A 584-nucleotide genomic window follows, 5' to 3' on the forward strand; every position below is an offset into this window, starting at 1 on the left:
TCGTTTCGTCAGTAGTTTACCCATTAGCAGAGGTAGATGGTCTGTGCCTTCAGGTAATTCTGTTGCGTTGTATTGAGAAATCAATCCACACAAAGGGATGCGTGCACTGGTATTGAGGAGTGGCATGACAGCTTCGAATACTTTGCCGCCCACGTTTTCAAAGTAAACATCGATGCCGTTGTAGCATGCATCTTTCAATTGTTGTTCGAAATCATCTGCTTTGTGATCGATACACTCATCAAAGCCTAAAACCTCTTTTGCGTAGCGACATTTTTCTTCGCCACCGGCGATACCAACTACGCGGCAGCCTTTGATTTTACCGATTTGACCAACTGTCGCGCCGACAGGGCCCGTTGCCGCAGCAACTACAATGGTTTCACCTGGTTTTGGCTGGCCAATATCCAACAAACCCATGTATGCGGTAAAGCCAGGCATGCCTGCAACACCCAGAGCGTATGATGGGTTTTGTGGCTCTTTGCCTAATTTAATCACCATCTCTCCGGTAGAAATTGCGTAGTCTTGCCAACCCACGGTGTACGCAAGTACCCATTCACCCGCCTCATAGTCCGGGTGGTTTGATGTTT

Annotated in this window: 1 protein-coding gene; it reads right to left on the bottom strand. The window is 47.9% G+C overall.

All coding sequences use genetic code 11. The features are described from left to right. Nucleotides 1–584, bottom strand: a 584-nt coding sequence (locus R7Q46_RS28805) for a zinc-binding dehydrogenase (protein ID WP_318078530.1), incomplete at both ends; no start/stop codon positions are given.

The organism is Vibrio sp. 811, from assembly GCF_033339195.1.